Source organism: Pseudomonas indica NBRC 103045 (assembly GCF_002091635.1).
GTDB lineage: Bacteria > Pseudomonadota > Gammaproteobacteria > Pseudomonadales > Pseudomonadaceae > Pseudomonas_M > Pseudomonas_M indica.
Genome location: NZ_BDAC01000001.1, coordinates 407,936 through 433,299, shown reverse-complemented (window position 1 = coordinate 433,299; position 25,364 = coordinate 407,936). Strand labels below are relative to the sequence as shown.

Annotated in this window: 27 protein-coding genes; 16 read left to right on the top strand and 11 right to left on the bottom strand. The window is 65.4% G+C overall.

Features of this window, described 5'->3' with window-relative positions:
- Window positions 1-95 precede the first annotated feature (95 nt).
- Window positions 96-1,766, top strand: coding sequence for a putative bifunctional diguanylate cyclase/phosphodiesterase (locus PIN01S_RS01935; RefSeq protein ID WP_084333350.1), 1,671 nt, complete (start codon window positions 96-98; stop codon window positions 1,764-1,766).
- On the opposite strand, the gene PIN01S_RS01930 is transcribed toward PIN01S_RS01935, so the two are convergent.
- Window positions 1,763-3,157: a NorM family multidrug efflux MATE transporter gene (locus tag PIN01S_RS01930; RefSeq protein ID WP_084333348.1), complete on the bottom strand. Its 1,395-nt coding sequence runs from the start codon at window positions 3,155-3,157 to the stop codon at window positions 1,763-1,765. The two genes, PIN01S_RS01935 and PIN01S_RS01930, sit on opposite strands and share 4 nt — an antisense overlap.
- Before the next feature lie 138 nt (window positions 3,158-3,295).
- Here PIN01S_RS01930 and PIN01S_RS01925 point away from each other — a divergent pair, with 138 nt between their 5' ends.
- Together PIN01S_RS01925 and PIN01S_RS01920 are read left to right on the top strand one after the other, a co-directional pair.
- Complete coding sequence (locus PIN01S_RS01925) at window positions 3,296-4,219, top strand: LysR substrate-binding domain-containing protein (protein WP_084333346.1); 924 nt, start codon at window positions 3,296-3,298, stop codon at window positions 4,217-4,219.
- 51 nt (window positions 4,220-4,270) lie between these two features.
- Entirely contained in the window at window positions 4,271-5,248 is a 978-nt protein-coding gene (locus PIN01S_RS01920; protein ID WP_084333345.1) for an SMP-30/gluconolactonase/LRE family protein, read from the top strand.
- Window position 5,249: 1 nt separating this feature from the next.
- Here PIN01S_RS01920 and PIN01S_RS01915 read toward each other — a convergent pair whose 3' ends face one another.
- On the bottom strand, window positions 5,250-6,743 hold the full coding sequence (locus PIN01S_RS01915; RefSeq protein ID WP_084333343.1) for a YifB family Mg chelatase-like AAA ATPase: 1,494 nt from the start codon (window positions 6,741-6,743) through the stop codon (window positions 5,250-5,252).
- 36 nt (window positions 6,744-6,779) lie between these two features.
- The gene (locus tag PIN01S_RS01910) at window positions 6,780-7,052 is read right to left on the bottom strand and encodes an accessory factor UbiK family protein (RefSeq protein WP_084333341.1); all 273 of its coding nucleotides are present in this window, start codon (window positions 7,050-7,052) and stop codon (window positions 6,780-6,782) included.
- 406 nt (window positions 7,053-7,458) lie between these two features.
- Between PIN01S_RS01910 and glnK the strand changes: the two genes are divergently transcribed.
- The 5 genes from glnK to sutA all read left to right on the top strand — a co-directional run bounded on the left by glnK (window position 7,459) and on the right by sutA (window position 11,492).
- Window positions 7,459-7,797 carry a P-II family nitrogen regulator gene (gene glnK, locus PIN01S_RS01905; RefSeq protein ID WP_003457590.1) on the top strand — a complete coding sequence of 113 codons (339 nt, stop codon included), beginning with the start codon at window positions 7,459-7,461 and terminating at the stop codon, window positions 7,795-7,797.
- Between the two features lie 32 nt (window positions 7,798-7,829).
- On the top strand, window positions 7,830-9,143 hold the full coding sequence (locus PIN01S_RS01900; protein WP_084333339.1) for an ammonium transporter: 1,314 nt from the start codon (window positions 7,830-7,832) through the stop codon (window positions 9,141-9,143).
- Window positions 9,144-9,220: 77 nt separating this feature from the next.
- Window positions 9,221-10,471, top strand: coding sequence for an ammonium transporter (locus tag PIN01S_RS01895; RefSeq protein ID WP_084333337.1), 1,251 nt, complete (start codon window positions 9,221-9,223; stop codon window positions 10,469-10,471).
- A gap of 94 nt (window positions 10,472-10,565) precedes the next feature.
- A complete protein-coding gene (locus PIN01S_RS01890) occupies window positions 10,566-10,988 on the top strand; it encodes a secondary thiamine-phosphate synthase enzyme YjbQ (protein ID WP_084333335.1) in 423 nt (140 codons plus the stop codon).
- Between the two features lie 183 nt (window positions 10,989-11,171).
- The gene (sutA, locus tag PIN01S_RS01885) at window positions 11,172-11,492 is read left to right on the top strand and encodes a dormancy-specific transcriptional regulator SutA (protein WP_084333333.1); all 321 of its coding nucleotides are present in this window, start codon (window positions 11,172-11,174) and stop codon (window positions 11,490-11,492) included.
- Window positions 11,493-11,594: 102 nt separating this feature from the next.
- Here sutA and PIN01S_RS01880 read toward each other — a convergent pair whose 3' ends face one another.
- From PIN01S_RS01880 to lptM, 6 genes are all read right to left on the bottom strand, one after another.
- A complete protein-coding gene (locus tag PIN01S_RS01880; RefSeq protein WP_084333331.1) occupies window positions 11,595-12,287 on the bottom strand; it encodes an HAD family hydrolase in 693 nt (230 codons plus the stop codon).
- The gene (gene xerC, locus PIN01S_RS01875) at window positions 12,284-13,189 is read right to left on the bottom strand and encodes a tyrosine recombinase XerC (RefSeq protein ID WP_084333329.1); all 906 of its coding nucleotides are present in this window, start codon (window positions 13,187-13,189) and stop codon (window positions 12,284-12,286) included. The genes PIN01S_RS01880 and xerC overlap by 4 nt, the downstream gene beginning before the upstream one ends.
- Before the next feature lie 121 nt (window positions 13,190-13,310).
- Window positions 13,311-14,012: a DUF484 family protein gene (locus tag PIN01S_RS01870; RefSeq protein WP_084333327.1), complete on the bottom strand. Its 702-nt coding sequence runs from the start codon at window positions 14,010-14,012 to the stop codon at window positions 13,311-13,313.
- A gap of 13 nt (window positions 14,013-14,025) precedes the next feature.
- The gene (dapF, locus tag PIN01S_RS01865) at window positions 14,026-14,856 is read right to left on the bottom strand and encodes a diaminopimelate epimerase (RefSeq protein ID WP_084333325.1); all 831 of its coding nucleotides are present in this window, start codon (window positions 14,854-14,856) and stop codon (window positions 14,026-14,028) included.
- A gap of 10 nt (window positions 14,857-14,866) precedes the next feature.
- Complete coding sequence (gene lysA / locus PIN01S_RS01860; RefSeq protein WP_084333323.1) at window positions 14,867-16,114, bottom strand: diaminopimelate decarboxylase; 1,248 nt, start codon at window positions 16,112-16,114, stop codon at window positions 14,867-14,869.
- A gap of 9 nt (window positions 16,115-16,123) precedes the next feature.
- A complete protein-coding gene (lptM, locus tag PIN01S_RS01855) occupies window positions 16,124-16,264 on the bottom strand; it encodes an LPS translocon maturation chaperone LptM (RefSeq protein WP_084333321.1) in 141 nt (46 codons plus the stop codon).
- Between the two features lie 177 nt (window positions 16,265-16,441).
- On the opposite strand from lptM, the gene PIN01S_RS01850 reads away from it, so the two are divergent.
- From PIN01S_RS01850 to PIN01S_RS01830, 5 genes are all read left to right on the top strand, one after another.
- Window positions 16,442-17,500, top strand: a complete 1,059-nt coding sequence (locus tag PIN01S_RS01850) for an AraC family transcriptional regulator (protein ID WP_084333319.1) — start codon at window positions 16,442-16,444, stop codon at window positions 17,498-17,500.
- Entirely contained in the window at window positions 17,497-17,829 is a 333-nt protein-coding gene (gene cyaY / locus PIN01S_RS01845) for an iron donor protein CyaY (RefSeq protein WP_084333317.1), read from the top strand. The genes PIN01S_RS01850 and cyaY overlap by 4 nt, the downstream gene beginning before the upstream one ends.
- Before the next feature lie 28 nt (window positions 17,830-17,857).
- Window positions 17,858-18,022: a DUF1289 domain-containing protein gene (locus PIN01S_RS01840; protein ID WP_084333585.1), complete on the top strand. Its 165-nt coding sequence runs from the start codon at window positions 17,858-17,860 to the stop codon at window positions 18,020-18,022.
- 251 nt (window positions 18,023-18,273) lie between these two features.
- On the top strand, window positions 18,274-18,681 hold the full coding sequence (gene rnk, locus PIN01S_RS01835) for a nucleoside diphosphate kinase regulator (RefSeq protein ID WP_084333315.1): 408 nt from the start codon (window positions 18,274-18,276) through the stop codon (window positions 18,679-18,681).
- 104 nt (window positions 18,682-18,785) lie between these two features.
- On the top strand, window positions 18,786-19,628 hold the full coding sequence (locus tag PIN01S_RS01830; RefSeq protein WP_084333313.1) for a lipase family protein: 843 nt from the start codon (window positions 18,786-18,788) through the stop codon (window positions 19,626-19,628).
- 59 nt (window positions 19,629-19,687) lie between these two features.
- Here the strand turns inward: PIN01S_RS01830 and serA are convergent, their stop codons facing one another.
- Window positions 19,688-20,917: a phosphoglycerate dehydrogenase gene (gene serA, locus PIN01S_RS01825; protein WP_084333584.1), complete on the bottom strand. Its 1,230-nt coding sequence runs from the start codon at window positions 20,915-20,917 to the stop codon at window positions 19,688-19,690.
- Between the two features lie 199 nt (window positions 20,918-21,116).
- On the opposite strand from serA, the gene PIN01S_RS01820 reads away from it, so the two are divergent.
- From PIN01S_RS01820 to PIN01S_RS01810, 3 genes are all read left to right on the top strand, one after another.
- On the top strand, window positions 21,117-22,508 hold the full coding sequence (locus tag PIN01S_RS01820) for a D-2-hydroxyglutarate dehydrogenase (protein ID WP_084333311.1): 1,392 nt from the start codon (window positions 21,117-21,119) through the stop codon (window positions 22,506-22,508).
- Between the two features lie 78 nt (window positions 22,509-22,586).
- A complete protein-coding gene (locus PIN01S_RS01815; RefSeq protein ID WP_084333309.1) occupies window positions 22,587-23,252 on the top strand; it encodes a fumarylacetoacetate hydrolase family protein in 666 nt (221 codons plus the stop codon).
- A gap of 111 nt (window positions 23,253-23,363) precedes the next feature.
- The gene (locus PIN01S_RS01810) at window positions 23,364-24,305 is read left to right on the top strand and encodes an SdiA-regulated domain-containing protein (RefSeq protein WP_084333307.1); all 942 of its coding nucleotides are present in this window, start codon (window positions 23,364-23,366) and stop codon (window positions 24,303-24,305) included.
- A 4-nt stretch (window positions 24,306-24,309) separates the two neighbouring features.
- Here PIN01S_RS01810 and PIN01S_RS01805 read toward each other — a convergent pair whose 3' ends face one another.
- Window positions 24,310-25,347, bottom strand: a complete 1,038-nt coding sequence (locus tag PIN01S_RS01805) for a histone deacetylase family protein (RefSeq protein ID WP_084333305.1) — start codon at window positions 25,345-25,347, stop codon at window positions 24,310-24,312.
- Between the last annotated feature and the right edge of the window lie 17 nt (window positions 25,348-25,364).

Genomic DNA, 25,364 nt, shown 5'->3' with positions numbered 1-25,364 from the left:
TTCGGACAGATTCCCGCGTAGGGATGCGCATGCGGCACGTTGTTCGCGACGTGCCGCGATGGTCCGCGCGTCCAACCTGACTCGGGGGATTTTCTTTGTCTGCGCTCGTCGAACCTCTGCGCCTGTTGCTCCTGACCGACGATCCCTCCTGGGGCCGCTTGCTCGATCAGTGCCTGGCAACGCTGGGTGCGCCGCCGGTCATCACCGCGCCGTCCTGGGATATCGCCAGCAGCCTGTTCGATGAAACCCCCGAAGGATTGGTGCTGGCCACGCCGGATTACCTGCCCTCCGGCAGCGAGTGCCCCTTGCCGATGGTGGCGCTGCTCGAGGCCGAGCCGGAGTTCTCACCGGCCGGTGCCTGCGACTGGCTGGTTCGCGGCAGCCTGACCCCCGAACTCCTGCGTCGCTGCCTGCGCTACGCGCGCGAACGCTGCACATTGCAGGGCAGCCTGGACCGGCTCGCCGAACAGGACCCGCTGACCGGCATCGCCAACCGCCAGGGCTTCCACACCCTGCTCGCCGCCCGGCTGGCCGAGTGCCCGGAAGGGCTGGTCCTCGGCCATCTCGATCTCGACAACTTCCGCCATGCCAACGACGCCCTCGGCCACCAGGCCGGCGATCACCTGATCCTCCAGGTCGTCGCCCGGATCAAGGCCGAACTGGAGGCTGGCGACCAGTTGGCGCGTTTGGGCAGCGACGAATTCGCCCTGCTGCTTGACGTGCGGCGTGACGGCCAGCGGGCGCAGCGGGTCGCCGAGCGTATCATCGAAGCCCTCGCCGAGCCGTACCGGGTGGACGACGAGAGCCTGCTGATCGGCTGCAGCCTGGGATTGGCCCATGCCCAAGCCGGGACGGGCGCCGACCCGCTGATGTGGCACGCCCACATCGCCATGCGCCAGGCCAAGAGTCGCCAGGGTTGCACCTTCCATTTCTACGACGCGCGGATCAACCGCCACGCGCGCAGCCTGGCCGATCTCGAAGGCGAGTTGCGCAGGGCGCTGCGCCGCGAAGAGCTGGAGCTGCACTATCAGCCGCGCCTGCACCTGGAGAGCGGCGAGATCGTCGGGCTCGAGGCGCTGGTGCGCTGGCGCCACGCCGAACGCGGCCTGCTGGGGCCGGACGAGTTCGTGCCGCTGGCCGAGCAGTGCGGCCTGATCGTGCCGCTCGGCTACTGGGTCATCGCCCGTGCCCTGCGCGACATGCAGTGGCTGCGCGGGCGGGGCCTGCCGAGCCTGCACATGGCGGTAAACCTGTCGTTCCGCCAGTTCCAGGACAGTCAATTGCTGCCCACCCTCAAGCGTCTGATTCGCGAACGGGGCGTCGCCGCCGAGTGGCTGGAATTCGAGCTGACCGAAACCGCCGTGATGCGCCGTAGCGACCAGGTGCTACAGACCATGCAGGCGCTCGGCAAGCTGGGCGTGCGCTTCTCCCTGGACGATTTCGGCACGGGCTTCTCCTCCTTCGTCCACCTCAACAACCTGCCGATCACCCTGCTGAAGATCGACCGCAGCTTCGTCGCCGGCATGGGTGAGCGCCCCGGGAACCGTCAACTGGTGCGGGCCATGATCAGCCTGGCGCACAACCTCGACCTGAAGGTGGTCGCCGAAGGCGTGGAGAATGACGAGCAGCTGGAGACGTTGCGGGAATTCGGCTGCGACCAGGTGCAGGGCTATCTGATCAGCAAGGCGCTACCGATCAACGATCTGGCGCGCTTCCTCATGTTCGGCATCCGTCGTTCGCTGCTGGAAGGCTCGCCAGTCGCTTAAAGCAGTGCGGCTCGCGCGTCGGTAGCATCGCCGCGCTCCGGATCGAGCAGGCGCGAGGTCTTCCACTCGAAACCCAGGGTCAGGCCGAGCGCCGCGCAGGCCAGGCCCAGGGCCAACCCCCACCAGACGCCGGTGGCGCCCCAGCCGAGGGGGAACGCCAGCAGCCAGGCCGCCGGCGCGCCGACCAGCCAGTAGCAGGCGAGGCCGACCCAGAAGGTGGTCTTGGCATCCTTCAGGCCACGAATCGCGCCCATGGCGATGGTCTGGGTCCCGTCGAACAGTTCGAACCAGGCCGCCACGGCGAGCAGGGCTACGGCCAGTTCGAAGACGTCGTGGAACGCCGGGTCGGCTCCATCGAGGAACAGGCCGACTACCCAGGCCGGGGCCAGCCAGAACAGCGCGGCGAAGCCGAGCATGCAGGCAGCACCGAAGACGATGCCCAGGCGCCCGGCCCGGCGCGCATCGAGCAGGCGCCCTGCGCCATAGTGCTGGCCAATGCGGAAGGTCACGGCGTAGGAAATCCCCACCGGCACCATGAAGGCCACATAGACCGACTGAATGGCGATCTGGTGTGCCGCCAGTTGGGTGCTGCCAAGCGCGCCCATGCACAGCGCGGAGAACGCGAAGAGACCGGATTCCACCGCATAGGTGCCGCCGATCGGCAGGCCCAGGCGCAGCAATTCGCCCAGGGCCGCGCGCGACGGCCGCCAAAGCCCGGCAATCAGTGGATAGACGTCGTAAGCGGGATGCCGGGCGATATGCCTTGCCAGTAACAGGGCCATGCCGTTCATCACCAGCGCGGTGACCAGGCCGATACCGGCCAGGCCCAGGCGCGGCAGGCCGAACCAGCCTTGGATCAGTGCGTAGTTCAGAACCACATTGGCCAGCGCTCCGCCGATGCTGATCGCCATGACCGGGCCGGCGCGGCCGATGGCGCTGGTGAAGCCGCGCAGGGTCATGAAGCTGAGGTAGCCGGGCAGGGCGAACACCAGGGTGGAGAGGAACTGCATGGCGCCCTCGACGCTGTCCGGCGCCTGGCCGAAGCGCAGCAGCAACGGCTGCAGATTCCACAGGAGCAATCCCGCCACCAGCGCCAGGCCCCAGCCGAGCCACAGCCCTGTCTGTGCCAGGCGCGCGGCGCCCAGCGCATCGCCGGCGCCATGACGGATCGCAACAAGGTTGCCCACCGAGGCCAGCACGCCGACGCAGAAGATCGACACGAACGAATAGCTGGCCGCGCCCAGGCCGCCGCCGGCCAGGGCGTCGGGGCCGAGCAAGCCCATCATCACCGTGTCGGTGAAGACCATCAGTACGTGCGCCAACTGGGCCGCGATGAGCGGGCCGGCCAGGTGCAGGATGGCCCGGAGTTCGTTGCGAAGGGGTTGCGTCATATGAGTAGGGCTCAATGGCCAGGCTTGTCGCTGTTTTTCGGCCGGGTAGGGAATGCCGGTTATTCTTATGAGCCAACGTCTGACGCACAAAAGGATAAAAGCGATGCCAGACATGACTGAAACTCATGAGTTGAATCAGTGATGCGTCGCCTGCCGCCGCTCTATGCCCTGCGTGCTTTCGAAGCCGCTGCCCGGCATGCCTCCTACACCCGTGCCGCCGAAGAACTGGCCATCACCCAGAGCGCGGTGAGCCGGCACATCCGCACGCTGGAAGAGCACTTCGGCTGCCGGCTGTTCCAGCGCCAGGGCCGCAACCTGCGGCTGAGCGAGCAGGGCCGCCTGCTGCTGCCGGGGATCAGCGACGGCTTCGATGCCCTGGCGCGGGCCTGCGCGACCCTGGAGGTGGACGACCGCATCCTGCGCTTGAAGGCGCCCTCGACCTTGACCATGCGCTGGCTGCTGGCGCGCCTCAGTCGTTTCCGTCACCAGCACCGTGATATTGAAGTGCAACTGACCAGCGCCTGGATGGATGTGGACAAGGCGGATTTCGCCAACGAGCCCTTCGATTGTGCAGTGCTGCTTCTGGGCGAAGGTGCCGCTCACCCGGACTGGGAAATGACGCTGCTGTTTCGCGAATGGCTGATCCCGGTCTGCGAGCCATCGCTGGCCGCCGAGGAGACCTGGACGGCGGAGCGTCTGGCGCAGGCGGAGTTGCTGCACCCGACACCGGACCGCCGCGACTGGCGCAAATGGCTGCAGCGCATGGGTTTGGGAGAGCAAGTCTCGATCAAGGGCGGGCAGGTATTCGACACGCTGGAGCTGGGCATGGTCGCGGCGGCACGAGGATATGGCGTGTCCATCGGCGACCTGGTGATGATCGCCGAGGACATCGAGCAGGGCCGCATCGGCCTGCCCTGGCCGAGTGCAGTCGCCAGCGGCGAAAGCTACTACCTGGTCTGGCCGAAGGGGCGGGGCGGGCAGGAGCGGCTGCAGCGGTTGCGCGACTTTCTGGTGGCCGAGGTGGCGGCGATGTGCCTGCCAGCGGTGAAGCTGTTGGACTAGATACGGTGGACTAAGCTCAGGCGACGGAATCCCGCGAAAAGGAATTCACCCATGAGCCCGCATTTCATCGCCTACAGCGAAGCCTTTCACGACGTCACCGGTCCCGATCCGCGGTTCTTCACCCTGGTAGAAACCAATGCCCACGAGGGGCCGGTGTATGTGCGGGACGAGGACGCGCTGTATTTCACTACCGTCCCGCAGAATGTCGAGGTTCCGCTGCCGGGTTTCCAGCGGGTCGATATCAAACGGGTCTCGCTGGCCGGCGAGATATTTCCGCTGCCTGCCGAGGCGGTCACGACCGTCCGCGCCAACGCCAACATGGCCAACGGTATGACGCTGGACCTCGAGGGCAACCTGGTGATTTGCGAGCAGGGCAGCAAGACCGAGCCTGCGCGCATCACCCGGATGAGCCAGCAGGGCGGGGCAGTGGAAACCCTGGTCGACCAATGGTGCGGGCTGCGCTTCAACTCGCCCAACGACGTGGTGGTTAAAAGCGACGGGACGGTGTGGTTCACCGATCCGAGCTACGGCGCCTTGCAGGGCTTCAAGGATGCGCCGCTGCTGGGGGATTTCGTCTATCGCTACGATCCGCGCAGCGGGATGCTGTCAGTGGTGGCGGATGGTTTCGACAAACCCAACGGGCTGGCCTTCTCGCCGGACGAGTCGGTGTTCTATGTCACCGACAGCGGCGCGATCCAGGGTCCTGGCAGCTATGTGGTCGACCGCCCGCACCATATTCGTGCCTTCGATGTGCGCGGCGGTCGCCACCTGGCCAACGAGCGACTGTTCGCCGTGGTCGCGCCGGGCATCCCCGATGGCATCAAGCTGGACAGCGCTGGGCGCGTCTACAGCTCGTCGGCCAGCGGTATCCAGGTATTCGAGCCGTGCGGCGACCTCATCGGCGAGATCGTCGCGCCGGGGGTGGCGAACTTCTGCTTCGGTGGCCAAGGGAACGACACGCTGTTCATTCTCGCGGACACCGTCATCTGGGCTGCGCGCATCCAGGCGGTGGGCGCGGCGCGGAGCTGAGTCAGCCGAGGTTGGTGCGGTATTGCAGCGCTTCGGCCAGATGCTGCCGGCCGATCCGTTCGGCCTGCTCCAGATCGGCAAGGGTGCGCGCCACCTTGAGGATGCGGTGAGCGGCGCGCAGGGACAGGCCGAGACGCTCGCAGGCGGTTTCCAGCCAGCGCTGGTCGTCTTCGTCGAGGGCACAGTGCTGGCGCAGGCCGGGCAGGTCGAGGAAGGCGTTGGCACGGCCCTGGCGACTCAACTGGCGCTCCCGCGCCCGGGCCACCTCGCGGGCGGCGCCGGCACTGTCCGGGCCGTCGATAGTGCGGGCATTCAGCACCGTGGCTTCGCGGGCGACCGTCACGTGCAGGTCGATGCGGTCGAGCAGCGGCCCGGAGAGCTTGGCGCGGTAGCGCTGGATCTGGTCTGGCGAGCAGCGGCAGCGTCCGCTGGGGTCGCCCAGGTAGCCGCAAGGGCAGGGATTCATCGCCGCGACCAACTGGAAGCGGGCCGGGAAGCGGACTTTGTCGTGGGCGCGGGCGATCACGATTTCGCCGCTTTCCATGGGCTCGCGCAGGACTTCCAGGACCTTCCTGTCGAACTCGGGAAGCTCATCTAAAAAAAGCACGCCCTGATGCGCCAATGTGATCTCGCCGGGACGCGGGCGACTGCCTCCTCCCACCAGGGCCGGGCCCGATGCGCTATGGTGAGGCTGGCGGAACGGGCGCTGTGGCCAGGCGTCCAGCGGCGTGTGGCTGGCCACCGAATGGATGGCGGCGACTTCCAGCGCCTCACGCTCATCCAATGGTGGCAGCAGGCCGGGCAGTCGGCTGGCCAGCAAGGTCTTGCCGGTGCCGGGCGGGCCGCTGAACAGCAGATTGTGCGATCCCGCCGCAGCCACCAGCAGGGCGCGCTTGGCGGCGCTCTGTCCCTGGACCTCGGCGAGGTCCGGGTAAGGGCGGGTTTGCCGCAGCAGACCTTGTGCCTGGTAGGGCGACAAGCACGTATGGCCGTTGAAATGCGCGGCCAGCTCCAGCAGGTGGTCGGCGGCGATCACCGTCAGGCCGCTGGCGAGGCAGGCTTCCTCGGCATTGGCCCGCGGCACCACCAGGGTGCGTCCGGCGTCGCGGGCGGCGAGTGCAGCGGGGAGGACGCCCTGGACGGGGCGCAGGGCACCGGAGAGCGCCAGCTCGCCCAGGCATTCGACGCGGTCCAGGCTATCGGGCGGCAACTGGCCGCTGGCGGCAAGAATGCCCAGGGCGATGGCCAGGTCGAAGCGTCCACCGTCCTTGGGAAGGTCGGCTGGCGCGAGATTCAATGTGATTCGACGCGGCGGAAATTCGAAGCCGGAGGTGAGGATGGCGCTGCGAACGCGGTCCTTGCTTTCCTTGACAGCGGTTTCCGGAAGGCCGACCAGGGCCAGGGAGGGCAGGCCGTTGGCCAGGTGGGCTTCGACGGTGACGGCCGGTGCTTCGACACCGACCTGGGCGCGGCTATGGACGATAGCCAGGGACATGCATCGCTCCTTGATCGCATGCCGCCCGGAGGTGCATCACTCGGTGGGCGGCGTGGTTTCCTGGGTGAGTCTTACTTCCAGTTCGGCGACCTTGGCTTCGAGCGTTTCCAGGCGGGAGCGGGTCCGCGCGAGCACGGCCATCTGGCTGTCGAATTCTTCCCGGCTGACCAGGTCGAGCTTGCTGAAAGCGCTCTGCAACAAGGCCTTGAACTGGGTTTCGAATTCCTGGCGCGGCAGCGGCGCATCGCCGTTGAACAGGCGCGAAGCATGGGTGCCGAGGGCATCGAGCAAGGCTTTGGGCGGCAGCATGGCATAGTTCCGTGGATAAAGGCGGCAGTGTATCACGCAGTGGCTATAGTGATTTTCAGTGGCGGGTGTGCACAGTTTTCGAGCAGTGGTGGTTGGTGGTCTGCACTGTTGTTGTGCGTTGTGTGCGGCGCAAAGCCAGATGTGACGCGGGTCTCAGGCGGCAATCGCTTGAAAATCAAACGGTTGTCCCATCTGGCAAGAATTCTGCTTGGGCCCCGGTGACGCATGCACCGATGCAGTTCCGGTGCACTGGCGAAGCGGGGGAGGAAGCTTCGCTGGAAGCGATGGTTGAGCACCGAGCGGCCGGTCCAGGGCGGTCGGCGCGTTACAAAGCCAGACACTGCGCTTAGACTTGAGCCGGGTTCGTATTCCTGGGGCAAGTCCACCTTACACGGGAGAGAGTTTCATGAAGCTAGTCACTGCCATCATCAAGCCGTTCAAGCTGGACGACGTGCGCGAGTCGCTGTCGGAGATCGGCGTGCAGGGCATCACCGTCACCGAAGTCAAGGGTTTCGGTCGGCAGAAAGGCCACACCGAGCTGTACCGTGGCGCCGAATACGTCGTCGACTTCCTGCCCAAGGTGAAGATCGACGTGGCTATCGCCGACGATCAGCTCGACCGCGTCATCGAGGCCATCACCAAGGCTGCCAACACCGGCAAGATCGGTGACGGCAAGATCTTCGTGGTGAACCTGGAACAGGCTATCCGTATCCGGACCGGCGAAACCGGCACCGACGCGATCTAAAGCCTCCGAACCCCACGCCCCAGGAGTAAACCATGACTCTGCGAAAAATCGCAGGGCTAGGAGCCCTTTTGTCCCTCGTACCGGGCCTTGCCCTGGCCGAGGAACCGACCTTGAACAGTGGCGACACGGCCTGGATGCTGGTCGCGACTGCGTTGGTGCTGTTCATGACCATCCCCGGCCTGGCATTGTTCTACGCCGGTATGGTGCGTTCCAAGAATGTCCTCTCGGTGCTCATGCAGTGCTTCGCCATCACCGGGCTGATCAGTGTCCTATGGGTGATCTACGGCTACAGTCTGGCGTTCGACACTACAGGCATGGAGCAGGGCGTCACCAATCTCAATTCCTTCATCGGCGGCCTGTCGAAAGCCTTCCTTGCCGGTCTGGGTACCGAGAGTCTGGTGGCCAGCATCCCGGAAAGCGTGTTCATCACCTTCCAGATGACCTTCGCCATCATCACGCCCGCCCTGATCGTCGGTGCTTTCGCCGAGCGCATGAAGTTCTCCGCCATGCTGATCTTCATGGCGGTCTGGTTCACCGTGGTCTATGCACCCATCGCCCACATGGTCTGGAGCGGTGACGGCGCACTGATGTGGGACTGGGGCGTGCTCGACTTCGCCGGCGGCACCGTGGTGCACATCAACGCCGGTATCGCCGGCCTGGTGGCCTGCCTGGTGCTGGGCAAGCGCAAGGGGTATCCGACCACCGCCATGGCGCCGCACAACCTCGGCTACACCCTGATCGGCGCCAGCATGCTCTGGGTCGGCTGGTTCGGCTTCAACGCGGGCTCCGCCGTGGCCGCCAACGGAACCGCCGGCATGGCCATGCTGGTCACCCAGATCGCCACCGCTACTGCGGCCCTGGCCTGGATGTTCGCCGAGTGGATCACCCACCGCAAACCCAGCGTCCTGGGCATCGCCTCCGGTGCTGTCGCCGGCCTGGTGGCCATCACCCCGGCTTCCGGCACTGCCGGCCCGATGGGGGCGCTGGTGATCGGCCTGGCCGCCGGTGTCATCTGCTTCTTCTGCGCCACCAGCCTGAAACGCAAGCTGGGCTACGACGACTCGCTGGACGTCTTCGGCGTGCACGCCGTCGGCGGCATTGTCGGTGCGATCCTGACCGGTGCGTTCGCCGCTCCGTCGCTAGGCGGTTTCGGTGAGGTGGAAAGCATCGCCGGGCAGCTCTGGGTGCAGATCGAAGGCGTGCTGTTCACGGTCATCTACACCGCTGTGGTGACCTTCGTGATCCTGAAAGTGATTGACCTCGTGATGGGCTTGCGTGTCAGCGAAGAGGAAGAGACCGTCGGCCTCGATCTCTCCCTGCACAACGAGCGCGGATACAACCTATAAGTACACGAAGCGCGCCCGGAGCCAACCCGGGCGCCTCAACCGCACGGCGCCGCAAGCGCCAGGGCAAGGGGTAAACCATGGAAAACACCGCTTTGATTCCTTTGCAGTACGCATTGGATACCTTCTACTTTCTGGTTTGCGGCGCGTTGGTGATGTGGATGGCGGCGGGGTTCGCCATGCTCGAAGCCGGCCTGGTGCGGGCCAAGAACACCACCGAGATCCTCACCAAGAACGTGGCGCTGTATGCCGTCGCCTGCGTGATGTACATGCTGATCGGCTACCACATCATGTACTCCAGCCCGGAAGGCGGCATCCTCCCCAGCATCGGTTTCCTGCTCGGTGACGAGCATGCCGTCGACGTGGTCGCGGCCGGTGGCGAAGACGCGCCGTATTACTCCGCGCGTGCCGACTTCTTCTTCCAAGTGGTGTTCGTTGCCACCGCCATGTCGATCGTTTCCGGCGCCGTCGCCGAGCGCATGAAGCTCTGGACCTTCCTCGCCTTCGCGGTGGTGATGACCGGCTTCATCTACCCGGTGGAAGGCTACTGGAAGTGGGGGTCGGGCTTCCTCAACGCTGCCGGCTTCCTCGACTACGCCGGTTCCGGCGTGGTGCACATGACCGGTGCCGCCGCGGCCCTGGCCGGTGTCCTGCTGCTCGGCCCGCGCAAGGGCAAGTACGGCGCGAACGGTCAGGTCAACGCGATTCCCGGCGCCAACCTGCCGCTGGCCACCCTTGGCACCTTCATCCTGTGGATGGGCTGGTTCGGCTTCAACGGCGGTTCGCAGCTCAAGACCAGCACCATCGAAGACGCCAGTGCCGTGGCGAACGTGTTCGTCAACACCAACATGGCCGCTGCCGGTGGCCTGATCGCCGCGCTGATCGTTGCCCGCATTCTGTTCGGCAAGGCCGACCTGACCATGGCCCTCAACGGCGCCCTGGCCGGCCTGGTGGCGATCACCGCCGAGCCGCTGACCCCGAGCGCCATCCAGGCCACCCTGATCGGTGGCGTCGGTGGCGTGCTGGTGGTGTTCAGCATCCTGGGTTTGGACAAGCTGAAGATCGACGATCCGGTCGGTGCCATCTCGGTTCACGGCGTGGTTGGCATCTGGGGCCTGCTGGCCGTCTGCCTGACCAACGCCGATGCGAGCATCGGTGCCCAGTTGCTGGGGATCGGCTGCATCTTCGCCTGGGTGTTCGTAGCCAGCCTGATCGTCTGGGGCATTCTCAAACTGGTCGTCGGCTTGCGTGTCAGCGAGGAAGAAGAATACGAAGGCGTGGATATCGCCGAATGCGGCATGGAAGCCTATCCGGAATTCACCAAGCAGTGATTCCGCGATAACGTTCAAAGGGCGCTACGGCGCCCTTTGTTTTTTTCGGGGCCGCGCTAGAATGCCGCGCCAGACCTGTGCGGGAGATCCGAACATGTGGCAGCAGAGCCTGATTACCCTGCGTGCGCGCCCTCGAGGTTTTCATCTGATCACCGATGAGCTGGTGGCGGCATTGCCGGAACTGTCTCGTTGCAAGGCAGGTCTGTTACATCTCTGGCTGCAGCACACATCGGCATCCTTGACCATCAACGAGAATGCCGACGCTGCGGTGCGGCGGGACTTCGAGCGGTTCTTCAACCGTCTGGTGCCCCAGGGCGCGGAAGGCTACGAACACGATTACGAGGGTCCGGACGACCTGCCGGCGCACTTCAAGGCGAGCCTGCTCGGCTGTCAGGTGAGCCTGCCGGTGAGCGAGGGGCGTCTGGCGATGGGGACCTGGCAGGGTATCTACCTGGGGGAGCACCGCGATCACGGCGGCGCCCGCCGGGTCCTGGCGACCCTGCATGGCGATTTTTGAACGGCACCCCCTTCACGGGGCGCCCTGGATCGGGTGGAATGCGACCGTGGCGTCGCTCCGCGGAGCAGTACCGAAGGTCGCGGCCACTCGATCGGAACGGTTGTTGAAATTTTTCCGGTGGCGCACGTAGCGTGCGCGGCTGGGCTATAACTAACCTGCTTTTCGCAAGTCATGAGGTTGAACATGAGCGACGAAGAACTGGAACAAGACGAGCTGGAAGGGGCTGACGAGGAGGACGGCGAGGAACTGGCCGCCGCGGATGAGGGTGATGCCGAGGTCGAGAGCGATGACGAGCGCGTAGCCGCGCCTGGCAAGAAAGCCAAGGCGGCTGTCGAGGTCGACGAATTGCCGAGTATCGAAGCCAAGCAGAAGGAACGCGAAGCGCTGGCCCGGGCGATGGAAGAGTTCCTCGCGCGTGGCGGCAAAGTGCAGGAAGTCGAGCCGAACGTAGTCGCTGACCCGCCGAAAAAGCCGGACAGCAAATACGGTAGCCGGCCTATCTGAGCACCCGGATGCTGACGAAAGAGCCCGCGCATGACGCGGGCTTTTTCATGCCCGACGTTTATGCCGCCGGTAGCGGATGGCGGTGGTTCGGCCGGGTGACGATCACCAGCCCGACAGCAGTGCCGGCAATTCCGCCAGGCTGCGGATTTCCGCATCCGGTGCGCGTTCGGCTGGCCAGGCCTTGCCTTGCGGGTTGTACCAGATGGCCCGGAGTCCGGCGGCCTGTGCGCCCTGGATGTCGTCGCTGGGATGGTCGCCGATATGGACGGCATATTCGGCCTCCACAGCGGCGCGCTTGAGCGCTTCGCGGAAGGGGTGGGGATCGGGCTTGCCCACACCCAGCTCCTCGGCGCAGAGAGCGAACTGGAAATAATCGGCCAGTCCCAGGCGGCGGACGTCCGCATTGCCGTTGGTGAGCACGCCGAGGCGGTAGCGATTGGCGAGGACTTCCAGGGTCGGGTGCACTTCGGGGAACAGCTCTACCTTATGCCGTGCGGCGAGAAAGACCTGGAAACCGCCTTCGGCGAGCGCCATGGCCTCCCGATACGGATAGCCTGCGTCTTCGAGGGCATGGAAGAGGATGCGCCGGCGCAGCTCGCTGAGTCGATGCTTCAAGGCGGGCTCTTTTTCCAGCAGGCGGGCGCGGATCGCCCACAGGTGTTCGATCGGTACCGGGCCGAGGCGTGGGGCGTACAGGCCGAGCCATTCGCGCAACGCCGCCTCGGCGTTGTTCATCACCGGCGCGACGTCCCAAAGGGTGTCGTCGAGATCGAAGGTGATCAGGTGAATCGTCATTCGGTGTTGTCCTTACTGCGTTTGGCCCGGGGATGGGCGCTGTCATACACCGTCGCCAAGTGCTGGAAGTCCAGATGCGTGTAAATCTGCGTGGTAGCAATGTCGGCGTGTCCAAGCAGCTCCTGTACGGCCCGCAGGTCCTGGGACGATTCCAGCAAATGGCTGGCAAAACTGTGTCGGAGCATGTGCGGGTGCAGGTGCTGGCCCAGTTCGCGCACGCCGGCCTGGCGCACCCGCAACTGTACGGCACGGGGACCGAGACGCCGGCCCTGCTGGCTGACGAAAACCGCGCCGTCGGCCGGACGGGCGAGGGCGCGCAAGGGCAGCCAGGCCTCCAGAGCTTCGCGTGCTTTGCTGCCCACCGGCAGCTCACGCACCTTGTTACCCTTGCCGCGTACCCGGACCAGCCCCGCGGGCAGATCCAGGCCATCCAGGTCGAGCCCCACCAGTTCGGAAAGACGCAGCCCGGAGGAATAGAACAGCTCCAGCATGGCCTGGTCGCGGCGGGCGATGAAATCGTCCTCCACGGCACCTTCCAATAATTGCAGGGCGCGGTCGGTGTCCAGCGTGCGGGGCAAGCGGCGCTCGCCCTTGGGTGGGCTCAGGCCGGCGGCCGGGTCGTGACGACAGCGGCCTTCGCGCACCAGGTACTGATAGAAGCCGCGCACGGCCGAAAGCAGCCGGGCCAGACTGCGGCTGGATTGGCCACGCATGTGCAGCTTGGCGACGAAGCGGCGCAGCCGCGGCGTATCGAGCCCGGACCACTCACCCAGCCCTTCGCTCTCGCAGAACTCCAGCACCTTGCGCAGATCGCGGGCATAGCCATCCAGCGTATGCGACGAGACCTGCCGCTCGCGGCGCAAGTGTTCGAGATAGGCGTCAAGGTCAGCAGCGAGCTTCAAGCTTCAAGCTCCAAGCGGATGGAAGGCAAGGCAAGCTTCAAGCTTTAAGCCGCAAGCTTCAAGCGGAGCGCATCGCTTGTGCTTTTTCTTGCCGCTTGAAGCCTGTAGCTTGCCGCCGCTTCTAGCGCACCGAGCGCAGCGGGGTGGCGAAACGCGGGAGAACGCGGGAAAGCACCTCGGCGACATAGCCGAGGAACAAGGTTCCCAGGGAACTCTTGTAGTGCTGCGGATCGGGGCTGCCGATCGCCAGCACGCCGTGCAGTCCTTGGTGGGTGAGGGCGACCACCGCCGCCGAACCCACCTGCGGGCCCTGGTCTTCGCCGAAGAGATACGCCAGCTCATGCGGGCGCAGTACGCCGCAGATGGTCTTGCCGCCGGTGAGCAGGCCGCCGATCGCCTGGTGCGCTTCGGCGATGCTGACCCAGCGGCCCACCGGCAGGGCCGATTCGCTGAACAGGATCAGGCTGACGAAGGGTACCTGGAACTCATGGCGCAGGCTGTCGTCCACCGCGCTGACGACTTCCTCGAGGCTGGCCGCATCGAGCAGGTCGAGGACCAGACGGCGGGTCTTGTCGAACAGCCGGTCGTTGTCGCGCGCCACGTCCATCAGTTGGGACAGACGGTGGCGCATCTCGATGTTGCGCTCGCGCAGCAGCTTGACCTGGCGTTCCACCAAGGAAACGGCTTCCCCCGGCAGGTGCGGGATGCGCAGTTCCGGGATCAGCTCTTCGTGATCGACGAAGAACTCCGGGTGCAGGCGCAGGTAGGCGGCGACGGTCTCGGAGTCGAGCGTGACGGGCGGGTCCTGGCGCTGGTCGGTCATAAGCGGTTTCCGGTCATAGACGAACCTGTCCTTCATACACGCGGACAGCGGGCCCGGTCATCATAACCGGCTGCCCCGGGCCTGCCCACTCGATGGACAGGCGGCCGCCCGGCAGTTCGATCTGCACCGGCGAATCCATCCAGCCCTGGCGGATCGCGGCGACGGCGGCGGCGCAGGCGCCGGTACCGCAGGCCTGGGTTTCCCCGGCGCCACGTTCCCAGACGCGCAGCTTGGCATGCTGGCGGTCGACCACCTGCAGGAAGCCAACGTTGACGCGCTGCGGGAAGCGCGGGTGATGCTCCAGCTTCGGCCCCAGCTCATGCACCGGCGCGCTGGCGACGCTATCGACGCGCAGCACGGCGTGAGGGTTGCCCATGGAGACCGCGGCCAGCTCGACCTGCTGGCCGTCGACCTCGACCGGATAGCTCAGCGCTTCCGCCTCGGCCTGGAAGGGAATCTGGGCCGGGGCGAGGCGCGGCGCGCCCATGTCCACGCGGATCTGCCCGTCCGGGCGCACGTCCAGTTCGATGATGCCGCTCTTGGTCTCGACGCGGACGCGTCGCTTGACGGTCAGCCGCTTATCCAGCACGAAACGGGCGAAGCAGCGCGCGCCGTTGCCGCATTGCTCCACTTCCGAACCGTCGGAATTGAAGATGCGGTAGCGGAAATCCACGTCCGGGTTGGTCGGCGGCTCGACGATCAGCAATTGATCGAAGCCGATGCCGGTGTGCCGGTCGCCCCACTGCTTGGCGTGCTTGGGTTGGATGTGCGCGTGCTGGCTGACCAGATCGAGGACCATGAAGTCGTTGCCGAGGCCGTGCATCTTGGTGAAGCGCAATAGCATGGTTGCGGCCTCACTGCGGAAGCAGGCTTTCGCCGGCGTAGAGTTCCTCGAGGGTTTCGCGGCGACGGACTTCGAAGACCTGCGCACCGTCGACCATCACCTCGGCAGCGCGGCCGCGGGTGTTGTAGTTCGAACTCATGACGAAACCATAGGCGCCGGCCGAGCGAACGGCCAGCAGGTCGCCTTCGGCCAGGGCCAGTTCGCGATCCTTGGCGAGGAAGTCGCCGGTCTCGCAGATCGGTCCGACCAGATCGTAGCGGCGCGATTCGCCCTCGCGCGGCTGCACGGCGGACACATCCATCCAGGCCTGGTAGAGGGCCGGGCGGATCAGGTCGTTCATCGCCGCATCGATGATGGCGAAATCCTTGTGTTCGGTGTGCTTGAGGTACTCGACACGGGTCAACAGCACGCCGGCGTTGGCCACGATGAAGCGGCCGGGCTCGAACACCAGGGCAAGGTCGCGGCCCTTGATGCGCTCGCGCACAGCGGCGATGTAGTCGCCGGCCAATGGCGGCTCTTCATCCTTGTAGCGCACGCCCAGGCCGCCGCCGAGATCCAGGTGGCGGATCTGGATGCCGCGCGCGGCGAGGCGATCGACGAGGACCAGCAAGCGATCCAGTGCATCGAGGAACGGCGGCAGGCTGGTGAGCTGCGAACCGATGTGGCAATCGACGCCGAGGATGCGCAGGTTCGGCAGTGCGGCGGCACGGGCGTAGACCGCCTCGGCCTGCTCGATATCGATGCCGAACTTGTTTTCCTTGAGGCCGGTGGAAATGTAGGGGTGGGTACCGGCATCCACATCCGGATTGACCCGCAGCGAGATGGATGCGGTGGTGCCCATGTCGGCGGCGACCCGTTGCAGGCGCTCCAGCTCCTCGGTGGATTCGACGTTGAAGCAATGCACGCCGACTTCCAGGGCGCGGCGCATGTCCTCGCGGCTCTTGCCGACGCCGGAGAAGACGATCTTGTCCGGCGCGCCGCCAGCGGCCAGGACGCGTTCCAGTTCGCCACGGGAAACGATATCGAAGCCCGCGCCGAGGCGCGCGAGGACATTCAGCACGCCCAGATTGGAGTTTGCCTTGACGGCGAAGCAGACCAGGTGCGGCATGCCGGCCAGGGCATCGGCATAGGCGTGGTACTGGACCTCGATGTGGGCACGCGAATAAACGTACGTCGGGGTGCCGAAGCGCTCGGCGATGGCGGACAGCGCTACGTCCTCCGCAAACAGCCGACCGTCGCGATAGGTGAAGGCTTGCATGACGCCTCCTTAGAATTCGTAACGGTCTTTGCTGTGTTCTTTGGCGGCTTTTTCATCGTCCGGGTGGTAGAGCGGGCCTTTCTGGCCGCAGCCGGTGAGGCCGGCGCCGAGGATGACGAGCGCGAGGAAGGGAAGCAGCAGGCGCTTCATGGCGAAATCCTTGTAAAAGCGTGAATTGGGCCGGAGTATACCGGCCCCCCGGCGCCTTGCCTATGCGCCGGGCTCCCGCCCGGCGCGGCTTCCAGCTGAGCGTGGGGCGCCGCCGGGTTGCCCGGTTGGCGCGGTGGGGGTGTACTGGATGGTGGGATCGTGAGGACGGGAGGCTCGATGGAGATTGCCGAACCGCTGGCCAGTTCGGTGTCGGTGGCTTATCTGCAGGGATTGGTGGATTTTCTGCAACGCCGGGGCGTCGAGCCGGCGGCTTTCCTCGCTCGCGTCCAGTTGCCTGTGACAATCCTCGCCCAGCGCGACCAGCGTATCGCCGCCAGTGCCTACCTGGAGCTGCTCGGCCAGGCCGTCGAACTGACCGGCGACCCGGATCTCGGCCTGCACCTGGGTGAGGCGGTGCGACCCGGTTACTACGGCGTGCTCGGTTATCTGGTGATGAGTTGCGCGACCCTGGCCGATGCGTTGCACCGGCAGGCGCGCTATGCCTCGCTGGTGGGCAATCTCGGCCGTGTCGGGCTGGCCGACGAGCCGCCGCGGGCCGGACTGGAGCCCCAGGTGGCGCACAGCTGGGAGCCGTTGCTGCCGCAGCAGCAACGGCAGATCAGTGAGGAGACCCTGGCCGGCTGGACCACCTTCGGCCGTTGGGTCAGTGGCCTGGACATTCCGCCCACCGAGGTCCGCTTCCAGCATCCGGCCCCGCCCGATATCGGCGAGCACCAACGGATTTTTCGCTGCCCGGTGCTGTTCGATCAGGTCGATAACGCCCTGGTGTTCCCCAAGCGCCTGCTCGCCACGCCGCTCGGCCAGGCGGATGCCCAGGTGCGGCGGATGCTCGACGCCTATGCCGATCGCCTGCTCGGCGAGCTGCGCCAGGGGCCGCATGTGCTGGATCGCGCCCGCCTGGAACTGGCCCGCCAGCTTCCGGAACAGGGTGCCGATCTGGAGCGGCTGGCCCAGGCGCTGGCGCTCAGCGCCCGCACTTTGCAACGGCGTCTGCGCGAAGCCGGGTTATCCTTCAGCCAACTGGTGGATGAAACGCGCCAGCAACTGGTGCTGCATTATCTGCGCGACCCGGCGCTGGAGCTGGCCGACATCGCCTTTCTCGTTGGTTTCAGCGAGCCCGGTTCGCTGGCCCGTGCGTTCCGCCGCTGGACCGGACAGAGCCCCGGCGAGTACCGTCGGCATCTTTCACTCATTTCCGAGGACCCCGCCCCATGACCCTTAGCGAAGCCCGCTTCCACGATCTGGTCGATGCCGCCCAGGAGGCAGTGGAGGATGTGTTCGATAGCAGCGACCTGGATGTCGACCTGGAAAACTCGGCGGGCGTACTCACCGTCCGCTTCGAGAACGGCAGTCAAGTGATCCTCAGTCGCCAGCCGGCCCTGCGCCAGCTATGGGTGGCGGCGCGTTCCGGCGGCTTCCATTTCGATTACGATCCGGACAGCGGCCGCTGGATCTGCGATACCAGCGAGGAGCCGCTGGGCGAGCTGATGGAGCGGGTGACCCGGGAGCAGATCGGTGAAGGACTCGAGTTCGAAGACCTCTGAGGCGGCCGTCGAAACCGGGGAGGAGACGATCGCTTCGCCGTGCCGGCGGGTCTGTTGTCTCGATACCCGGGATGTCTGCCTCGGGTGCGGTCGCACGCTGGAAGAAATCCTCGAGTGGGGTCGGGCCGACAACGTGCGACGCCGGGAAATCTGCGCCCAGGCCCATGCCCGCCTGGCACCTTTTCCCCACTGACCGGGTGGTCTTGCTTATTTGCACTGCTGTGTTAGGGTCCGCTCAAGGGCCTGCGCCCGTCACGATCGGTGTCCCGGGTGCGCAAGAGCCCCGGTCTGCGTGCTGACCCACTCGAACGGGCCGCGCCTTTTCCGATCCGTCACGTCGCCGCGATCCCGCGACCCGATATCCAACTTTATGTGTTTTCGCTTTCCGGCCCGTCCCGGCGGGAAAGCTTTCGCCCGGTACAACTCAGGAGAGCCGCGTTCGTCATGACCAGTACACCGTCGATCACCATTACCCGCCTCGATCTGCAACGCCTGGAAAAGCTGCTCGATGGCCTGGAGGAATACGGCCCCGCAGCCCAGGCGTTGGAGCAGGAGCTGGCGCGGGCCCAGGTGGTCGGGCATGACGAGGTGCCGCCGGGCGTGGTGACGATGAATTCGCGCGTTCACTGCCGCGACGACAACAGTGGCAAGGAATACCACCTGACCCTGGTCTATCCGCAGGAAGCCGGCGCCGAAGGCACCGTCTCCATCCTCGCGCCGGTGGGCTGCGCGTTGCTCGGCCTGTCCGTGGGCCAGCACATCGACTGGCCGACACCGTCTGGCAAGCCGCTGCGGCTGACCCTGCTGGATGTCGAATACCAGCCCGAAGCGGCCGGGGAATACCGCCGCTAGAGCGGCGAGCGAACCTGTCGTCGGCGGTTTCCTCCCGAGCGAGCAGGATTCATAGCGATCGACTAGAGTGGGGAAGCACAGTCCACATAGGCAAGGAGGCCCTGATGTCCAGTCTTCCCCTCTACTTCCCCCAAGGCTTCTCTCTGCCACAGGCGTTGTTGTGCGCCAACCTGGTGGAGTCCGCCTACGACCAGTACACCCAGTGGCAGACGCAGGGCAAACCGCGCCGGCCCCAGGACTTCACCTGGCAGACGCCGGATATGGGCGGCTGGCGCTTCTCGGCGCCGATCTGGAGCATTCTCAGCGAACTGCACTTCCTCAACGAATCCGAGCCGTTCGGTTTCGCTGCCCGCGACCCGCAGGGCGAGGTCTATCTGGTGTTCCGTGGAACCGAGTCGGTGCAGGACTGGCTGGACGACCTAGATGCGGACCAGCAGACCTATCCCTGGCAACCCGGCCTCGGCTCGGTGCATGCCGGCTTCCTCAAGCTGTATGGCTCCCTGCGCGACCTGGCCTTGCAAGCGGTGGACAGCCTGCAGCCGGGCGGCCAACTGTGGTCATGCGGGCACAGCCTGGGCTGTGCACTGTCGAGCCTGGCGGTGCTCGACCTGCGCGAGCGCTACCCGGACCTGCCGTTGCAACACTACAACTTCGCCAGCCCGCGCCTGGCCGCGCCGAGCTTCGCCGACAGCTACAACGGGCTCAACGTGCCGACCTACCGGGTCGTCAACGACAGCGACGTGGTGCCCGAAGTGCCGCCCGGCGTGACCGGGGGCTGGCTCTACCAGCACATCGGCCTGGCGGTCACCTTCACCGCCAGTTACGCCAGCATCGAAGACAACCACAGCATGGCCGACTGTTACCTGTACGCCCTGAAGAATCCGAACGCGCCGATGCGCCAAGGCGTGACGGTCGCCGTACCCGAAGCACGGGTGGCCGTGACGTGAAATCGGCCTGAAAGAAAAAGGGAGGCCGAGGCCTCCCTGCTTTTACTGCGCTTTGCAACTCAGAACAGCACGCGACTGCGGATGGTACCGCGCACCTGCTGCAGCTTTTCCAGTGCCAGGTCCGAGTACTCGGCATCGATATCGATGACCACGTAACCGACCTTCTCGTTGGTCTGCAGGTACTGGCCGGAAATGTTGATGCCGTTGTCCGAGAAGACCTTGTTGATCTCGCTCATCACGCCCGGCACGTTCTCGTGGATGTGCAGCAGACGATGCTTGCCCGGGTGCGACGGCAGGGCCACTTCCGGGAAGTTGACGGAGGAGACCGAGGTACCGTTGTCGCTGTACTTGACCAGCTTTTCCGCCACTTCCAGGCCGATGTTGGCCTGTGCTTCGGCCGTTGAGCCGCCGATGTGCGGGGTCAGGATCACGTTGTCCAGGCCACGCAGCGGGCTGACGAACTCCTCGTCGTTGGAGCGCGGCTCCACCGGGAACACGTCGATGGCGGCGCCGATCAGGTGCTTGTCCTTGATCGCGGCGGCCAGGGCCTCCAGGTCCACCACGGTGCCGCGGGCGGCGTTGATCAGGATGCCGCCCTTCTTCATGGCGCGGATTTCCTTCTCGCCGATCATCCACTTGGTGGCGGGCGTTTCCGGCACGTGCAGGGTGACGATGTCGGCCATGCCGAGCAGTTCGTGCAGCGAACCGATCTGCTGGGCATTACCCAGCGGCAGCTTGGTCACCACGTCGTAGAAATACACCTGCATGCCCAGTCCCTCGGCCAGCACGGAGAGCTGGGTGCCGATGGAGCCGTAGCCGACGATGCCGAGCTTCTTGCCGCGGATTTCGAAGGAGTTGGCCGCGCTCTTGATCCAGCCGCCGCGGTGGCAGGACGCGTTCTTCTCCGGGATGCCGCGCAGCAGCAGGATGGCTTCGGCCAGTACCAGCTCGGCCACCGAGCGGGTATTCGAATAGGGCGCGTTGAACACCGCGATGCCGCGTTCGCGGGCGGCTTCCAGGTTGACCTGGTTGGTACCGATGCAGAAACAGCCGACGGCGACCAGTTTCTTCGCGTGGTCGAAGATTTCCTCGGTCAGGTGGGTGCGCGAGCGAATGCCGATGAAGTGAGCATCGGCGATCTTCTCCTTGAGCTGGTCTTCCGGCAGCGAACCGGTGAAATACTCGATGTTGCTGTAACCGGCTGCCTTGATGGTGTCCACGGCGGTTTGATGGACGCCTTCCAGGAGAAGGAACTTGATCTTGCTCTTGTCGAGAGAGGTCTTGCTCATCTGCGTACCTGTGATCCCGGTGAAATGTTCAGGGAAACGGCCAGCGGTGGCGCTGGCGAACCGGCGGATGCCGGTGCCCGAAATCGGCTGAGGGGCGCGATCCACGGGGGGCGTATGCTAGCATGTTCTCCCTTTTCCTTGCTCGGTTGCGACCTGAATCGTTCTCAGGGCGACCATGAATGATCCGAGAGTTCCGCAGATGACCGATACCGCTTTGATCGAAGAGCTGAAAACCCTGGTCGAGCCAGGCAAAGTCCTGACTGACGCCGATTCCCTGAGCGCTTATGGCAAGGATTGGACCAAGCATTTCGCCCCCGCTCCGTTGGCGATCGCCTTCCCGAAGACCATCGAGGAAGTCCAGGCGATCGTGCGCTGGGCCAATGAGAAGAAGGTCGCCCTGGTGCCCTCCGGCGGCCGTACCGGCCTGTCCGCCGCCGCCGTCGCCGCCAATGGCGAAGTGGTGGTGGCCTTCGACTACATGAACCGCATCCTCGACTTCAACGTCACGGACCGCACCGTGGTCTGCCAGCCGGGCGTGATCACCGCCCAGTTGCAGCAGTTCGCCGAAGACAAGGGGCTCTATTATCCGGTGGACTTCGCCTCCGCCGGTTCCAGCCAGATTGGCGGCAACATCGGCACCAATGCCGGCGGGATCAAGGTGATTCGCTACGGCATGACCCGTAACTGGGTGGCCGGTCTCAAGGTGGTCACCGGCAAGGGCGACCTGCTGGAGCTGAACAAGGACCTGATCAAGAACGCCACCGGCTACGACCTGCGCCAGCTCTTCATCGGCGCCGAGGGCACCCTGGGCTTCGTGGTCGAGGCCACCATGCGTCTGGAGCGCCAGCCCACCAACCTCACCGCGATGGTCCTCGGCACACCGGACTTCGACTCCATCATGCCGGTCCTGCACGCCTTCCAGGACAAGATGGACCTGACCGCCTTCGAATTCTTCTCCGACAAGTGCCTGGACAAGATCCTCGAGCGCGGCGATGTGCCGGCGCCCTTCGAGACCCGCGCGCCGTTCTACGCGCTGCTGGAATTCGAAGCCACCACCGAGGAGCGTGCCGAGCAGGCCCTGGCCACTTTCGAGCATTGCGTCGAGCAAGGCTGGGTGATCGACGGCGTGATGAGCCAGAGCGAGCAGCAGCTGAAGAACCTGTGGAAGCTGCGTGAGTTCATCTCCGAGACCATCTCTCACTGGACGCCGTACAAGAACGACATCTCTGTCACCGTGTCCCGCGTTCCGGCGTTCCTCGCCGACATTGACGCTATCGTCAGCCAGAACTACCCGGACTTCGAGGTGCTCTGGTACGGTCACATCGGCGACGGCAACCTGCACCTGAACATCCTCAAGCCGGAAAGCCTGAGCAAGGAAGAGTTCTTCACCAAGTGCGCCACAGTGAACAAGTGGGTGTTCGAGACCGTGCAGAAGTACAACGGCTCGATCAGCGCCGAGCATGGCGTCGGCATGACCAAGCGCGACTACCTGGAGTACAGCCGTTCGCCGGCCGAGATCGCCTACATGAAGGCGGTGAAGGCGGCGTTCGACCCGAACGGCATCATGAACCCCGGCAAGATCTTTAACTAAAGCCGCAAGCTCCAAGCCGCAAGAAAAAGCATGACGCGTTCACTTGCAGCTTGAGGCTTGCAGCTGCGGAGCAATCCTATGAGCTATCAGCACCAGTATATCGACGGCACCCCCATCCATTTCCCCCTGGGCAAGGTCGTCTGCATCGGCCGCAACTACGCCGAGCACGCCAAGGAACTGAACAACCCGGTGCCGAGCGAACCGCTGCTGTTCATCAAGCCGGGTAGCTGCGCGGTGCCGCTGGAAGGCGGTTTCGCCATTCCGGCGGACCGTGGCGCCGTGCACTACGAGGCGGAGATCGCCGTGCTGATCGGCAAGCCGCTGTCGCGCCAGCCGAGCCGCGAGGAAATCCTCGACGCCATCTCCGGCTTCGCCCCGGCACTGGACCTGACCCTGCGCGACGTCCAGGCGCGCCTGAAGGAAAAGGGCTACCCCTGGGAAATCGCCAAGTCCTTCGACGGCGCCTGCGTGCTGGCGCCCTTCGTGCCGGGCGACGTGGTGGAAGACACCACCGACATCGGCATCCGCCTGACCATCAACGGCGAAGTCCGCCAGGACGGCAACAGCCGCGACATGCTCAACCCGATCCTGCCGCTGATTCAGCACATCAGCGGCCATTTCAGCCTGCAACCGGGCGACGTGGTGCTGACCGGCACGCCGGTGGGCGTCGGCCCGCTGAATTCCGGGGACAGCCTGGCGTTGGAATTGGTAGGGTTGTCGCGTTTCGAAAGCCGGGTGCTCTGACCTATTCGCACGACGCGATGACAAGGGGGCCGGCATGGCCCCCGGAATCCGGGAAGAAACTTAACCGTCGAGGGCTAGTCTGATGGCCATCGCTCAGTCAGGTCGTCGTCGATGCTCCGTTCCCTCGCTCCCCTCCCGTTTCGCCCTCTTTGGCTGTTGCTGGCCGGGGTGCTGGTCGTCAGTGCCACGCTGGTGAATTACCTGCACTGGGACGATCGCCTCTATTACTGGTTCAAGGAGCGCCACCTGACCAAGGGTGAGCGGGAGGCGAATATCTGGCTGCCGGGTTATTACGCTGCCCTTCAGGGTAAGCCGCTGGCCGGGCTGGAGAACGACGAGACGTCCGGCCTGACCTTCAATCCTGCGACCCGAACCCTCTTTACCGTGACCGGCAAGCACCCTCTGTTGGTCGAGCTGTCGCTGGAGGGCGAAGTCCTGCGGCGGATAGAGCTGCGGGGGTTCAGCAATCCCGAGGGGGTCGAGGCGTTGGGCGATGGCCGGCTGGCGATCATCGATGAACGCAAGCGCCAGCTCGCGGCGTTCTGGCTGTCGGAAACCGACCAGAGCATCGACCTGCGGCGGCTGGAAACCTTCGACCTGGGCTTCGCCGAGGCCGGCAACAAGGGCTTCGAGGGGATTGGCTGGGATGCGCGGCACCAGCGTCTTCTGTTGGCCAAGGAGCGCAGCCCGCTGGGCCTGTTCAGTCTGCCGTTCCCCGGCGAGGACGGCGCGCCCGGCAAGCTGGAGCCGCTGTCTCCGGACGACCTGTTCGTCCGCGACCTGTCCTCGGTGACGGTGGACCCGCGCACCGGCCACATCCTGGTGCTGTCCGACGAGTCGCGCCTGCTGCTGGAGCTGGACGGCGACGGCAAGCCGATCAGCTTCATCAGCCTGATCGGCGGCTTCAACGGGTTGGACGAGGGCATCCAGCAGGCCGAAGGGGTGACCATGGACGACGACGGCAACATCTACATGGTCGGCGAGCCCAACCTGTTCTATGTCTTCCGCAAGGACACCCGCGAGCCGGACCCCTGGCAACTGGGCCGGCTCTGAGTCATCAGCGCGACTGGACGCTGTCGAATCCTTGCAGCACGTTCACCGCGTTGATGCCGATTTCCTCCACCGCGTAACCGCCTTCCATCACGAACAGCGTTTGCAGGCCCAGCCTGCCGATGGCTTCGCCCATCCGCAGGTAGTCCGGGCTGTCCAGCTTGAACTGGGAAATCGGGTCTTCCTTGAAGGTGTCCACGCCCAGTGAGACCACCAGGGCATCCGGTGCATAGGCGGCGATCTGCCGGCAGGCGTCGGCCAGTGCCAGGCCCCACACCGACCAGTCGCTCCCAGCGGCCAGCGGGTAGTTGAAGTTGAAGCCCTCGCCGACACCCATACCCTTTTCATCGGCGAAACCGAGGAAGTAGGGGTACTCGAAGCGCGGATCGCCATGGATCGAGGTGAACAGCACGTCGGCGCGGTCGTAGAAGATGTCCTGGGTGCCGTTGCCGTGGTGATAGTCGACGTCGAGGATAGCCACCCGTTTCGCGCCCAGGTCGAGCAGGGCCTGGGTGGCGATGGCGGCGTTGTTCAGGTAGCAGTAGCCGCCGATGTAGTCCGCCGCGGCGTGGTGGCCCGGCGGGCGGCACAGCGAGAAGACGCCGCGGGCACCCTTGGTCAGTTCGGCCTGGCCGCTGAGGGAGACGTTGGCCGAGCTGAGGATGGCCTGCCAGGTGCCGGCGGTGATCGGCGCGCCGGCGTCGAAGGAGTAGTAGCCGAGGCGGCCGTCGATATCGGTCGGTTCGACTTGGCGCAGGCGCCGCGTCGGCCAGGCGATGGGCAGCATGTCGTGATCGCGGCCGAGGGCCTGCCAGTCGCTCCAGGCATTTTGCAGGAAGCGCAGGAAGCCGGCGTCGTGCACCCGGCGGATCGGCGCCAGGCCGAAGTCCTGGGGGGGGCGCACGTCGCCGAGTTTCACCGCGCGTACGCGCTCCAGCACCATGTCGGCGCGGCTGGGTTTCTCGAAGCAGGGCTGGAATTGGCCGCCGATCAGCTCGTGCTTGCCGTGATGCAGGTGGTGATCGTCGCTGTAGAGGGTCAGCATGCTGGTTCTCCGGGATG